Origin of the sequence: Streptomyces sp. ISL-98, from assembly GCF_018614055.1 — a bacterium.
In the GTDB taxonomy this organism is placed as follows: Bacteria; Actinomycetota; Actinomycetes; order Streptomycetales; family Streptomycetaceae; genus Streptomyces; species Streptomyces spiramyceticus.
Genome location: NZ_JAGGPB010000067.1, coordinates 1 through 12,550, shown reverse-complemented (window position 1 = coordinate 12,550; position 12,550 = coordinate 1). Strand labels below are relative to the sequence as shown.

Below are 12,550 nucleotides of genomic sequence, written 5' to 3'. Positions count from 1 at the left end.
GATCCGAGAAACAGTGCCTAACCCACCCCAGCAATCAGCCCGGCGCTTCAGCAACCGGTGCAACGACGACGTCCCCCGCACGCGTCTCTCCAGGGAATCGGGCGAACTCAACACGGGCCCCCTAACCAACCCAGGGTCAGAAAACCGCACTTAGGCGGATTTCGTCGGTCGCCCGGTGGCGCGGTCGCTGATCCTGCTCCAGTTTCGCCGGGTGCTGCTGGGGCGGGGTGTCGCCATGTGATGAGCCGCCACTCGTGGTGGACCGCAAACGGGCAGCAGCGGCGACACCCGACGACCGTCCCAGGCCCGTAATGTCGGGCGGACACCAGGGGACAAGTAAGTGGCGTGTCCCGCTCAGCCGCCGTACGTGACGAGCGCTATGAAGCCGCCGACGAAGACCGCGAGCAGCAGCAGGCAGCCGAGCAGCTGGCGGCCCTGCGCGTCCGCCCGCGCGGCCTCGTGCCTGGCGATGCCCCGGGCCACTCCTCGCGCGATCTTCTCCTCGTCGTCCACGTCCGCTCCCCCATGCCCGGCCGTCACATCCTGTGGAAGCACGTTACAAGTCGTGTTAATCGACGGGATCAGCCGGGTGGGGAGGTCTGGCTGGCCTGGGTGAGGAGGCGTTCCCAGGTGCGTGTTGACCCGCCGTGCTGTTGGGCGAGGGATGCTGCGATGTGATGGCGGGGGGTGTGGCCGGCAGTGCTGAGGGCTGCGGTCGCGGTGTGCAGGCGGGGATCGCCCTCGTAGGCATGTGCCTTGCGCGGGCCTTTTCCTGTGCCTGGTGGACGGCCGCCTCCCTTTCCCTGTCCGGGCGGGTTTTTCCGGCGCTCCTCAATGTCACAGCGGGGCCACACGCGGACGCTATAGAGGGTCTTACCTGCTGAGATGTAGCCCTGGGTCGCGTAGGCGCGGACGGTGCTGGCCGTAACGCCGAGTATGGCGGCCGTCTCTTCGTCGTTGAGGAGGTCGTCGGGATGTTCTCCGGCGGGCCGCAAGGTCAGCTCTTCCTCCAGCGGAAGAAGAGCTGCTCGCCCGGCCCGGCCCCCAGGCCGATCGGCCGCCCGGTCAAGACGACACCAACGTCGGTGGTCGCTCCCGGATCCAGCACGGTGAACCCCTGACGCGCGTAATAGGGATCGAGGGCCCGTTCGATCTCGAACTCCCCATACAGCAGCATGAAGTCGAGCTGCCAGTACAACTGGGCACAGCGTTTCAGGAGTGCCGCACCCAGCCCGCGGCCCCGCGCGTCTTCGGCTACCGCGAGCGCTTTGATCTTGACGTACTTCAGCATCGCCAGGAGAGCATGCTGTTCGTAGCCGGCCTGCCGGACGGTCTGCACCACCATGCCGGGCGGAACGGCGAGCAGAGCGCCCACCAGCTCGCCGCCCCGGTCCTGGGCGACCAGCGGCAACGACAGCGACAGGGCGCCTTCCTGTAACCGCCCGCCAGCAGCCGCGCGCACCAGGGGTTCGGTCATGGCCCTGTCGACACCGGAAAGCCCATCCAGCAGCCACTTCCCACACTGCCCCGCAGCCAGGCCGTTGATATGGCCCTGCTCGATCTCATCGGTCGCCAGCTTCAGCAGCTCGCCGACACGATGGCTCTCCTCCGGCCGTGCAAGACGTATGCGTGTTCCATCCGGCCCGGCTAAGCCCTCCGTCAGTCTCTGCCTCGTCAGCCGCACGCCAGGCTGGGGACGCTTCTTCTTCGTCATCCCGGAGAGTTACCCCTTCCGTCACACTGACACGCTGTCCCGACCGCCTCCGCGCAGCGGGCCCGGGCACGAGAGGAAGAAGACGCGCCGCTTTTGGAGTCCGCTGTCGGGGTAAGCCTCGGCGCTCTCGCCGCCAGCACGCCTCACGCAGGGCCGACAGCAAGCCGGACGTCGTGCGCAGGCGGGTCACGTCACGCGCGACCGCCGCAGACCAGGCCCATGGCTTCGAGAGTGGTGCGCAGGCAGAGCGATTGCGATAGGGCAGGGGCATCGTTTCTGCGGTGAACCGTTCCGGCCGAAACCACCCCGCCTCGTCGTCCACCACGGCACGGAGAACCGTCGGTCCCGGATCGAACACGGGTCAAGATCGCCCGGCCGCCATGCCTGTCGGGGGCGCGTCAGCCAGCCGATCCGATGTCACAACGCTACCGCCGCACACCCGCCTCTCCGCCACCAGAACCACCCGATCGAGGTGGGGCCAAACAAGTTGGAACTGGGGGCGCGAAGCAGCTCTCAAGCGCCCCCTACACGGCCGGACTGGAGCCAAAAGAACTCGGAACTCTGGTCCCAAACAAGTGCTTACAAACACCCGGTGCACCACCGCTGGCGCAGCCGCGACACCTCAGGTCGGCCGACTGTGGTTGTGGCCGGCTGAGGTGGTCGTGGAGATCAGGTGGTCAATGACGTCGGTGAGGCTGCCGCGGCGCTGGTAGGCGGCGCGCTGGCCCTCGGCTCGGCTGCCATGGGCGCGCAGGCGCGACCAGAGGGTGTGGACGAGCTCGGAGTCACCGTGTTGCCGGAGCGCGGGTTGCAGCCACGACAGGAGCTGGTTCACCTGGGTCGTGGCGGCGGACAGGCGGCCGGTGGACAGGTCGATGCCCTCGCCGGAGAGGCCGTCGCGTGCTGCGCGCCAGCAGGCGGCGCGCAGCATTTCCGGCTGGGGCCGGAACGCCGGTTCTCCGGCGTGAATGGCCTCCAGAGCGGTGGCGGCCATAGCTTTGACGATGCCGGCGAGGAGTACGGTGTCGTCGGCGGTGGCAGTGGCGTCGGCGACGCGGAATTCCAGTGTGGGCACGTGGTGGGAGGGCCTGATGTCCCAGTACAGGCCGCTGCGGTCCATGACGGTGCCCGTGGCGAGGAAGCCGGCGACGAGGTCCTCGAAGTGGGAGGGGGACTCGAAGTACGGCGGGGGGCCGGCCACCGGCCAGCGTCCCCAGATCGTCGTGCGCCAGCTGGCGTAGCCGGTGTCCCGCCCGGCCCAGTACGGCGAGTTGGCCGTGATGGCGATGAGGAGGGGAATCCACGGGCGCAGGTGGTTGCTGATCTGCAGCGCCGTGGCCAGATCGGGAACGCCGACGTGGATGTGGCAGGCGCAGGCACTCTGCTCGTCGTCCAGGGCCCGGAACATCGCAGCGCTCTGGGCGTAGCGGGGGCCGTCGGTCAGCGGCGGCGGGCCGGGCCGGCCAAGGACGGGCGTTGCACTGGAGATGATGCGCAGGCCCTGACGCGCGGCGGCCCGTGCGACTGCTTGCCGCGTGGAGCGGACCTGTTCGGCGAAGCCGGCCAGGCTGGTGTGGGGGTCGGTGCGTACCTCGACCTGGTAGCGCGTGATCTCCGTGGTGACCCGGACGCCGAGTTCGCGCGAGGCTTCGGCCACCACCTTTTCGGCCTCGGCGCTCAACTCACGTGACACCGGATCGACCAGCAGGTATTCCTCCTCCGCTCCCACCGTCAGCGGGGCGGTTCTTCCTGAGAGGGGCCGGCTTCGGCCATGGCTCGCGACCGGCTGTTGTGTACTGGCCGACGTCTGCCCTCTACTCGTCATGGTGACCATGCTGTCACGTGCGGTAAGCACCCATGCAGAAACGCAAAGGCGTCATTCTCTCGACTCACCTGGAGCGGGACGTGCGCGAGCGGACACAGGTACTGATCGCCGGGGGCGGGCCCGCGGGGACCACAGCGGCCACGCTGCTGGCGCAGCAGGGATTCGACGTGGTGCTGCTGGAACGCGAGCGCTTCCCTCGCTACCACATCGGGGAGTCCCTCCTGCCCTCCCTCCTGCCGATCCTGGACATCATGAACGCCCGCGACGTCGTCGAACGACACGGCTTCATCCGCAAGACCGGCGCCTTCTACGGCTGGAGCGGCCAGGAGTGGGCACTGCGCTTCGACGACCCCGGCCGACCGGCAACCCACAGCTTCCAGGTCATCCGCTCACAGTTCGACCAACTCCTCCTCGAGCACGCCCGCCACCAAGGAGCGGACGTACGGGAGGAAACCCGAGTACGTCACATCGCCACGCCCGGCGGCCGCGCGAGGACCGCTTCGTGGTCCACCAAGGACGGCCGCGAGGGTGAAATGGACTTCACCTACCTGGTCGACGCCTCGGGCCGGGCCGGGGTACTGGGCGCCCATCAGCTAGGCACCCGGCGCGTGCACGACGTGTTCCGAAACGTCGCCGCCTGGGGATACTGGCACGGCGCCACCCCCCTGCCGGAAGCCCCCGAAGGATCGATCGGGGTCTTCTCCCTGCCCGACCACGGCTGGTTCTGGGCCATTCCGCTCCACGACGGCACCCTCAGCGTCGGCCTGGTCACCGACAAACGCTCCTTCAACCAGGCCAGGGACAAGCATGGCTCGATCGACGCGGTGTACCACGAGGCACTCGCCCAATGCCCGCTCCTGGCCCGCGTCCTCGACGGCGCCCAGCAGACCTCCGCCCTCAAAATCGAAAGCGACTACTCCTACACGAGCGACGCGTTCTGCGGACCCGGCTACTACCTCGCAGGCGACGCCGCCTGCTTCCTCGACCCCCTGCTCTCCACCGGCGTACACCTGGCCATGTACAGCGGCCTGCTCAGCGCCGCAGCCATCGCCGCCGTCCTACGCGGCGAAGTCGACGAGAGCGCCGCCCGCCGCTTCTACCAGACCGCCTACCAAAACGCCTACGAACGCCTCCTGATCCTGGTCGGCGCGTTCTACCGCATCCACGACGGCCGCGACGCCTACTTCCGACAAGCCCAGGCCCTCAGCCACCGCGACCAACGAGGACTCCGCCTCCACGAGTCATTCCTCAACATCGTCACCGGCGCCGAAGACCTCCACGACGCCCAAGGAAAAACCCTCGACCTCCTCTACGAAAAACTACGCAGCCCCCTGGACGGCCACCGCCCCCACGGCCTCGGCGGCCACGGAACCAGCCACATGCTTCCCCTCCCCACCACCCCCGACCAAGCAGCCGCAGGCCTCTACCTCGCCCTCACTCCCCACCCGACACTGCGCTCCACCCACTGACAGCGGCTCAGCCGACCGGACGCAGTCAGGCACTCGCGGTGACTCGCGTGGTGGCCGGTGATGTCTGTCCAGGAGACCAGCGTCGTATTCGGCGAGCACCGTGAGGTCATCGACTTCGACCAGGAGGCGGATGAAGCCACGCACGGTGCCGTAGCGGGCGACCAGTTCGGCCCGCCATTCCGCGTCGTCGTCCCCGTCGGTGTCCGGGACCACCGCGGCGATCGTGGCGAGCGCCTCGGCCAGCTGCTCGCGCGGGACGACTTGCTCGATCGCCGACCACGCGTCCACCACGGAGACCATCTCGCCGGACTCGGTCGCCGGGGGCGTCGTCATCAGTACGTCGACTGCCGCGGCGACCTTCTTCGCCGCCTTGCGTAACTGGGGCAGGGCCTTGAGCTTGGCGTCGTTGCCCATCCGCTCGGCCTTCGCCAGCAGCTTGGTGGCCATCAGCGCGTGCAGCAGATCGAGTGCGTCGCCCACCGTCGCGGTCTCCAGGTGCCGCACGGTCGCCAGCAGCGTCGCGGTCTGCCTCGTGACCTCCAGCCGCTTCAGCGTCGGAGCCTTCGAGGTCAGCCCATACCGGGCCAACCCGGTCATCCGCGCGGCCGGGACCCGACCGACGTCGACTGCGCCGGCACCCAGGCCCCGCACCTCACGGGCGCGATCCAGGGCCAGTTCCATGGCCTTTCTGGGCGTCCGTCAGCGGCTTGCGGGCCGAACGGACACCGTCGCCCACGGCCACACCCCGCAGGTAGTACCGCCAGGCGTTCCCGGGCTGAACCTTCGCGACGCTCAACATCCCCACAGGGGACACCGGCTCTGACCTGTAAAAAGCGCGATCCCGTGGGGCGGGAGAGTTCACCGGAACTTCACGGCCCATCCCGCCTGGCGGGCGCCGGCGGCGACGTCGCGCCCGCCCGATGGGCACCGCTCTTCGTCCTCGCCGCCCCTATGGGTGAGGCCATGCAAATACTGCGCGACAGCCAGCCACCCACACCTCACCCACCCCAACAACCCACAGCAGACGACTCCACCGTCAACCAGCGGACACCCACGTACCGCTCCCCCGGACAACGACCAAAGACGCCGCTCCCTGCACCACGTCACCGCCCCCCTTCAACCCGAGCGAGACACCCACCGCCCCCGGCACCCGCCGGGGGCTTCGTGCTTGGGCCAGGTCTGTCGTAGACCCCCGTTCCAGAGCTTGCGTGAGCTGCGGTACTCATCCCGGGGGCGACCAGTTCCCCGCCCCATGCATCCGGTCACCCGCGACCTGGTCAGGCTGGGCTTCGACCAGGCTCCCTGCGCCGATCGCGAAGTACATGCCGTGCCACCACTGTTCCATGACCAACGCCGCGACCGCTTCGCCGTAGGAGCGTCCGAAGTCGTTCGTGTGTCCGGACCGCATGACCTCCGCGAAGTGGCGGCAATAGGCACGATCCATGTGGTTGAGGAAGGTCTCGGGAGAAATTCTGCGTTCCCGGAGCAGCCAGGGAATGATGAACTGGTACTCGACAATGGCCATGGAGAGGACACCGGTCTCTACGGCGTCGCGGACCGCGGTGTGAAGATTGACCGTGCCGGTGTGCCGGATGCCGCCGACGTCGACCGTGAAGGGCAGATCCCGGCGTGGGACACGTAGGCGGAGTTCGCTGATCGGCGTGATGGGGGTGAGATCCTGGGCGTAGCAGTCCGCAAGTTGGCCCACTGCGTACAGTTCTCGCTCTTGTGCCGCCGGGCACAAGTCGAAACCCAGGGCGTAGTAGCGCCACAGGTCCTGACGGTGGTTCCCCATCTGCCACAGACAGGTCCCCAGGGTCTCCATGCATGCGGCGTAGCGCTCCGCGCGAACGCTGCCCGTATCCGTCCATTGTGCGTTGAGCATCCACACGGTTCGCTCGTAGCAATCGAGCAGGTCCGACATGACCAGCGATCCTCTGGTCAGCGCCAGGACTGACTGGCCGCATTCTTGATGGCGCAGGTCGGGCCCGATGTCGACCCAGTCATTGGTGAGGCCGGTCAGCATCATGTCGTCGCGCCCGGCGGGGCCAGCTACAAACGAGAGGTAATGCGCGAAAATCCCGCTGTCGACGGCTTTGAGGTCGCGCCAGTGGTCCCGGTCACGGTAGACCCAGGCCGTGAGGCCCGTCGTGGGCAGATTGCTGGTATCGGCCTCGTCTCGGCGCTTGGTGTCGAAGTAGGCGAGGTCGGCCGCTACATGCGCCCGACGCGCCTGCAGGTCGGCGGGAAGAGCTGGAATATCCCAAAGCGCCAGGATCTCGCGCGTCAAGCGATCGTTCTGATCTCCATAGGCAGTGTCGACGTTGTATTCGACGTAGAAGGAGTAGTCGAGAATAGCGATGTAATCCTGGCGCCAGTCACCGTAGTCGCCCGGTAGCAGGCCCATCCACCAGGACCCCAGAGCGAAATTCGGGTACGCCGCCACCCCTTGAAGCCCGAACTCCGCCATGACGTCGCTCCACTCCGCAGCACCGCATCGTGACAGCTTCGACTTCGTGGAGCGGCCCAGGTTCTCCCCGAGCCGAGCCCGAGCGATCAGCGCCCCCACCGGATCCACACCGACCATGACCGGCACCAGACCGACCCGTTCCTGTCCACCCATCCCGACACCGCTGCGGCGGATCCTGCGAATCTCAGCGAGCAGGGCCTGCCCGTGCTCGACCATCTCGGCACAATCGCGCATCCATGGTTCGAATCGCTCCCCCCACGCGGTCGGGTCCTGCGACATGTTCGTGAGCGTTGCCTCCGGGTCATAGACCCACCCGCCCCGTTGCTCTGCTGGTGCTGTGGTCCGGGCCGACCGGCAGCGCACCGAAGCGACGTGAGCTGCCAATCGCGACCCGGCCACACGTTTACGCGTCCAAAGCACGTCCAATTCGGTGGGTTCCCCAGATACCGGTCCCCCTCGTCCAGCGACCCTGGCCGCCGAAGTGCCAAGCCCGGTTAGGCCAAACCCGGCTCCTCCTGGGGCTCCCGCTGCTCGGTTACGTCCGGTGTGAACACGATCTACGAGTGGATCCAGGACGCCAAAGGCATACGGAACTTGCTCGGGGAATGCCACCCGCGTCGGGCTGAACGGCAACACGGACGCCCTGCCTAGGGCCTGATCAGACATGCGACAAGCACAGCAGAGCAAACGACCATGGCGATACCACCATGCAAATTCTCTATCGGGTGATTCTCAACCAACTGTGAGTGCGCTTCGGCGGGTGTTCCGTCCGGCGGTGGGCAACTCCTGCTCGCCTCAGGACCCCAAGGTGGTGCGGGCGCCGCTGGGCCGACCCCCTTCGCCTGCGGCTGCCGGACGGAAGGACTGGGGCTGAGGAACCACTGCCCGGTATGCGCTCAGCCGGAGGCGGATACATCGGCGGCCTGGTAGACGTCGACCACCCGGGCTGCGACATCGTAGACCAAGCCGTAGCCATCGTTGACCATGGTGGGGGAGACAAGACCGATGCCCGTGCGGAGGTCTCTGCCTGTACGGGCGTCGAGCGTCATGGCCTGATCGGCTTGGGCGTAGACCACCCCATGCCACGCCGAGGTGATCTCGGGCGCGATCCGGTTCGCCGATTCATCGGGCAGGCGCCACAGGACGTGCGCGGTGTGCACGTCCACGGCCCAATCAGCCGCGTTGCCGGAACCGTCGGCCCCAGCGCAGATCGTCGTGTTCTAGCCGTCGTAGTGGCACTCCCCCAGCGACGTGTCACCCGAGTCGAGGCGGGTCGCGCCGGTCGCGGGGTCGATCAGCAGGGTGCCGCCCGCCTCGGCGCCGTCGGCCCAGGTCAGTCCGGGGCCGGGGTCCGAGGTCCGGGCCTCGCCGAGCCGGAGGTCCCGCTTCCACAGCTGGGCGCCGTCAGCGGTGGACCTGCCCACGAAGTCGCCGTCGTCGCGGACGCCGACGGCCACCGACCGCTCCAGGTCCACGCCCTCGAAGTCGGTGTCCGTCCAGACGACCCGGCCGGTCCGCGCGTCGAGCAGGGCGGACAGGGGCGGCGCCTCGGAGTAGCCCGGCGCGTCCGAGGCGACCAGGACGTGCCGGGCATCGGCGCCGACGACATGGGGGACGGCCGTGGGGTCCGCGTCCTTGTCGACGGAGATCTCGCGCGTCCACAGGGTGGCGCCGGTGCCCGCGTCCAAGGCGACGACGGTGATGCCGCGCCGGTCGGCGTAAGTCCCGCTGCCCTCTTCCGTGGTGGCGAAGGCGCCGATCACCTTTTCGCCCGAGAGGCGCGGCGCCTGTGTGACGGTCCCGCCGTCCGGGACGGCCGTGTGCCAGGCGATTTCACCGGAGTCCAGCCGGAAGGCGGTGACACCGACGTCGTCCTGGTCATAGGTATAGGCAAGGCTGGCCCCCAGCGTCACCACGTCGGCCAGATCGTTCTCGCTGACCGGGGAGGGCCAGGCACCCTGGAACCTGGCGGTGGGGGTCTCCGGGAAGGACTCGGCCGGGGCCTTCGGCTTGATTGCCCGGCTGCCCTCGGACGGGTGTCCGCCACCGCACGCAGCCACGGCACACAGGACGCCGACGACGAAGGCAGTACGTAGTCGACGCCCGACGGCGTTGCGCTGGTTCGTGGAATGCATCGCGTTCATGGACACCACAGGGTGGCAGAAGAGGGAGCCGGGCGAAGCCTCTCCTCAAAATCGGACGCTCGGGCCAGATCCCAGTCGTGTTCGAAGCGAACGACCCATCGCATCCGGGCAGTCGGCCACCAGGGCCGCCACGGATTGCTCCTGCTCGGCCCGTGTTGCGTGCCCAGCGCTTGAGGTCGCCGACGCGGTAGAGGAGTTCGGCGCCGCGCTTGTCGACCGAGGCCGGGAAGGTGGGATCGGTGGCGCGGGCGGTGCGCAGCGCGGCGAGGCTGGCGATCCCCGGTACGTACTGCTCGAACGCCTCGCGCAGCCCGACCGCCTTGTCGTCGTCCACGGCCGGGTTCGCCGGCGACGTCGGCGCCGTGGTGCTGGCCGGGTCGGCGGCCGGGGCTGGGCGCGTTATGTTCCAGCCGTCGGCGAGGAAGTCGGCGGGCATTGCGTCGGGGACGCTCGGTTTCTGCAGCTGCACCGGGCCTGGCTACGCCGGGACGGGCGCGTGCTTGCGGGCGGCGGTGGCCGGGCCGGTGGTGGCCCACTCGCGAGCTTCGGCGTCGGTGAAGAACAGCACCTGCGTCTCCCGCGCGGTGCCGCCGATGACGACCTGGGCGCGGCCGGTGTGCTTCGTGGACTTCGGAGCTGGGTGGATCTCGGGGGCGAGCATGCGCCAGGCGTTCACGCTGTAGCGGGCCAGGATGCGGGTGGCGAACTGCTCGCGGACCTCCGGACCTCCCAGGGCGCGGGCGGTCGCGGACTGCGCGACCAGGAGCACGTGCATGCGGACCGGCGGCCCATGAACAGGATCTCCATGAGCGCGTCGATCGCCGGGGACGTCTTCGGGTCTTGTCCCAGTAGCGCGCCAGCTGCCGCATGGTGGCGTTGACTTCTTCGAGGAGGATCAGCAGCCGCGAGCCGATGGCGTCCGGGTCGGCGTCGATGCCGAGTTCGTCCGCGACGCGTACGCGGCGCCGGCCATCCCAGCCGAGCTGGACCAGGGCGTCGTGGATGTCGGCGATGTCAGCGCAGTAGGTGACGCCCGGGATGCCGCGCGCCCAGGCGTGGGCGATCCGCTTGTAGTCGAGGACGAACGCCAGCGAGCCGCGAAGGACATCTCCCGGGCGATGCAGCGGCACACGCTGGGTGACAGCGGACCGACTGAGCCCGAGGCTCAATGACGCGGCTCAACGACGCGTCGGGGCCCTCACCGTTCCCGTTCCACCAACTCCTTGAAGTGCTCGAGGTCATCCCGTACGAGTCGTTCGATCGCGGTCGCCTGGGCGAACCCCTTCGGCCCGCCGAACGCTTCCTTGAGGGTTGCCGGGTCGTACTCGACCCGGGCCTGGAGTCGGGTGTGCTCCCGGTCGATGGGCAGCAGTGAGAAGCTGCCCGCCAGGTCGGGACCGTCCGTGGTTTGCCACTCCATCCTGTTTTCCTTGGCACGGTCGGTGATCTCGGCTTGGAACTCCTGAGCCGTACCGCCCGCGTCGACATCCAGGCGCGCCTGGTTCCCGCCCTGCGGGCGAGCCTCGCGTACTCCTTGCAGGAACCGCGGATACGTCTCCACGCGGTGCAGGCAGTCCCAGGCCACTTCGATCGGAACACCGATGTCGATCTGCTCTTCGAGAGTGCTCATCGGCCACCTCACAGCTCGGTTCACGGCTTATGGGGAGCTACCGGCTACCGCACTGGGACAGTGTTTGGGGCCGCGGTAGAGGGCTTCCCGCTCCTCGACGACGTAAGGGGCCATGGCCTCATGCCGCCGCGTCTCCGCCTCTGAGGTCCGCCAGGAGAATTGTTCCCCCATCGCGGCCTCCTCTGGACGCCTGGTTCGGCTCGATGGTGCTCCCTCAAACCACCGTAGGTCCGTCCTGACAGTTCCGCCTCCGAGGCAGGATCGCGGACGCCGGCCCGTCGTTGCCGGCCAGGCCGACAAGTGGCTGGCTGGGAGTCCGCGCCGGGCCTGGTGGTCGAAATCGGTCTGGAGCGGGTGACGAGAATCGAACTCGCGCTCTGAGCTTGGGAATCACCGAAACGCCTGAGGCATCGGCATGCCTCCTGACCTGCGAATATTCGCTGCCAGGCGGCTCGCCGCGAGGGTCATGCCGCGCCCGTATTGACCGCTGTTCACCGCCACTAAGGGCATGGATGGGGCACGCGCCTGCTGGCTTGCAGGCATAGAGCTGGACTGAAATGGCGGCCTCGCGACCGCCCGACGCGCGGTATTCCACCACGTCGGCATCCTGGTCAGGTCCTCCGCAGTACCGGAGGTTTCCAGGACTAGCCTCCGCATCATGCTGCGTATCGCCGACACCCGCACCGGCCGCTTCGTGGAGATTCCTTCCGCCAGCCGCCACCTGCTGCGCATCTGCGTCCATCTGCCGGTCATCGACGCCGGGATCGGCGCGGTGCACCTGCGGGCGCCCTTGACCGGTGACGTACTGGCGCGCACCGCGGAGCTGCATGGCCTGCAGTCCCTCACGGTCCTCACCGTGCCGGACCTGCCGCATGAGCAAGCCCAGGCGCTCGATCGCGCCATGGCCCTTCTCGGCATCCACCCGCCCGCCACCGTCGGTGTTCACGATGTGGCCGAGATGCTTTGCGCCGCTGCCGATGTGCACCTGCTCGCTCACGGCACCCCCGGACGGGACGCCGTCGGCGGGGTCTGGATCGACGTGGGCCAGGTCAGCCCAGCACCCCCGGACGAGGGCGCCCCCGACCGCGGCGATCTCCTCGCCCCGGAGGGGACCGATCCGCTGGCTGTGAGGATGCTGTTGCTCGGCCACGGCTTCCGCACGCCGGTCACGGTCACCAGCTCCGCCCTCGCCGAGGCCCGACGGACACTGAGGCACTGGCGGCAGCAGGTGGCCGACTGGGCGCAGGAGCCGTCCAGGCCGATCCCCGCCGACGTGCTGCGACAGGCTCATGCCGCGC

Annotated in this window: 10 protein-coding genes; 2 read left to right on the top strand and 8 right to left on the bottom strand. The window is 68.5% G+C overall.

The window, feature by feature from the left end:
- Nucleotides 1-354 precede the first annotated feature (354 nt).
- From J7I98_RS34460 to J7I98_RS34450, 3 genes are all read right to left on the bottom strand, one after another.
- A complete protein-coding gene (locus J7I98_RS34460; RefSeq protein WP_214928990.1) occupies nt 355-513 on the bottom strand; it encodes a hypothetical protein in 159 nt (52 codons plus the stop codon).
- A gap of 484 nt (nt 514-997) precedes the next feature.
- Entirely contained in the window at nt 998-1,714 is a 717-nt protein-coding gene (locus tag J7I98_RS34455) for a GNAT family N-acetyltransferase (RefSeq protein ID WP_214928989.1), read from the bottom strand.
- 622 nt (nt 1,715-2,336) lie between these two features.
- Entirely contained in the window at nt 2,337-3,443 is a 1,107-nt protein-coding gene (locus J7I98_RS34450) for a glutamate--cysteine ligase (RefSeq protein WP_308378037.1), read from the bottom strand.
- Between the two features lie 128 nt (nt 3,444-3,571).
- Here J7I98_RS34450 and J7I98_RS34445 point away from each other — a divergent pair, with 128 nt between their 5' ends.
- Nucleotides 3,572-5,008, top strand: coding sequence for an NAD(P)/FAD-dependent oxidoreductase (locus tag J7I98_RS34445; protein WP_214928987.1), 1,437 nt, complete (start codon nt 3,572-3,574; stop codon nt 5,006-5,008).
- A gap of 1,222 nt (nt 5,009-6,230) precedes the next feature.
- Here the strand turns inward: J7I98_RS34445 and J7I98_RS34440 are convergent.
- The 5 genes from J7I98_RS34440 to J7I98_RS34420 all read right to left on the bottom strand — a co-directional run bounded on the left by J7I98_RS34440 (nt 6,231) and on the right by J7I98_RS34420 (nt 11,252).
- The gene (locus J7I98_RS34440; protein WP_251021617.1) at nt 6,231-7,757 is read right to left on the bottom strand and encodes a hypothetical protein; all 1,527 of its coding nucleotides are present in this window, start codon (nt 7,755-7,757) and stop codon (nt 6,231-6,233) included.
- A 617-nt stretch (nt 7,758-8,374) separates the two neighbouring features.
- Nucleotides 8,375-8,644 (bottom strand): hypothetical protein, encoded by a 270-nt coding sequence (locus tag J7I98_RS34435; RefSeq protein ID WP_214928986.1) that lies wholly within the window; start codon nt 8,642-8,644, stop codon nt 8,375-8,377.
- Between the two features lie 54 nt (nt 8,645-8,698).
- Complete coding sequence (locus J7I98_RS34430) at nt 8,699-9,622, bottom strand: PQQ-binding-like beta-propeller repeat protein (protein ID WP_214928985.1); 924 nt, start codon at nt 9,620-9,622, stop codon at nt 8,699-8,701.
- A 478-nt stretch (nt 9,623-10,100) separates the two neighbouring features.
- The gene (locus J7I98_RS34425) at nt 10,101-10,397 is read right to left on the bottom strand and encodes a hypothetical protein (RefSeq protein WP_214928984.1); all 297 of its coding nucleotides are present in this window, start codon (nt 10,395-10,397) and stop codon (nt 10,101-10,103) included.
- A 423-nt stretch (nt 10,398-10,820) separates the two neighbouring features.
- Nucleotides 10,821-11,252, bottom strand: coding sequence for an SRPBCC family protein (locus tag J7I98_RS34420; RefSeq protein ID WP_214928983.1), 432 nt, complete (start codon nt 11,250-11,252; stop codon nt 10,821-10,823).
- A gap of 658 nt (nt 11,253-11,910) precedes the next feature.
- Between J7I98_RS34420 and J7I98_RS34415 the strand changes: the two genes are divergently transcribed.
- Nucleotides 11,911-12,550, top strand: a 640-nt coding sequence (locus tag J7I98_RS34415; protein ID WP_214928982.1) for a hypothetical protein, incomplete at its 3' end; no start/stop codon positions are given.

Bases quoted from the DNA above. Each gene is read 5' to 3' on its own strand.
- J7I98_RS34455 (WP_214928989.1), bottom strand. From the start codon at position 1,714: ATGACGAAGAAGAAGCGTCCCCAGCCTGGCGTGCGGCTGACGAGGCAG.
- J7I98_RS34445 (WP_214928987.1), top strand. From the start codon at position 3,572: ATGCAGAAACGCAAAGGCGTCATTCTCTCGACTCACCTGGAGCGGGAC.
- J7I98_RS34440 (WP_251021617.1), bottom strand. From the start codon at position 7,757: ATGTCGCAGGACCCGACCGCGTGGGGGGAGCGATTCGAACCATGGATG.
- J7I98_RS34430 (WP_214928985.1), bottom strand. From the start codon at position 9,622: ATGAACGCGATGCATTCCACGAACCAGCGCAACGCCGTCGGGCGTCGA.
- J7I98_RS34425 (WP_214928984.1), bottom strand. From the start codon at position 10,397: ATGCACGTGCTCCTGGTCGCGCAGTCCGCGACCGCCCGCGCCCTGGGA.
- J7I98_RS34420 (WP_214928983.1), bottom strand. From the start codon at position 11,252: ATGAGCACTCTCGAAGAGCAGATCGACATCGGTGTTCCGATCGAAGTG.